The 249-nt window shown below is 55.0% G+C and carries 1 pseudogene; it reads right to left on the reverse strand.

Features of this window, described 5'->3' with window-relative positions:
* Positions 1–249: pseudogene (locus ACTHS3_RS18350) on the reverse strand (MFS transporter); the annotation flags it as partial.

A 249-nucleotide genomic window follows, 5' to 3' on the forward strand; every position in this document is an offset into this window, starting at 1 on the left:
GACGAACACCATCACCACGCCGTAAGCCAGCGGGACGCCGACCAACATCCAACGCCACCAAACCGAAAAACCGCCTGCCGCGACTTTTTCCTGCAACAAGTAGGCATCGGAAACGGCGGTTTCATCATCGGGATTGCCGCTGTGCGCCGCTGTTTTGATGTCGGTTTCGTGGTGTTTTTCATGAACCGATCGGACGGCAAGGTTGCACAGCAATCCGACAATCAACAATCCCGCCATGATGTACATGGT

Source organism: Neisseria sp. P0009.S007, from assembly GCF_051962515.1.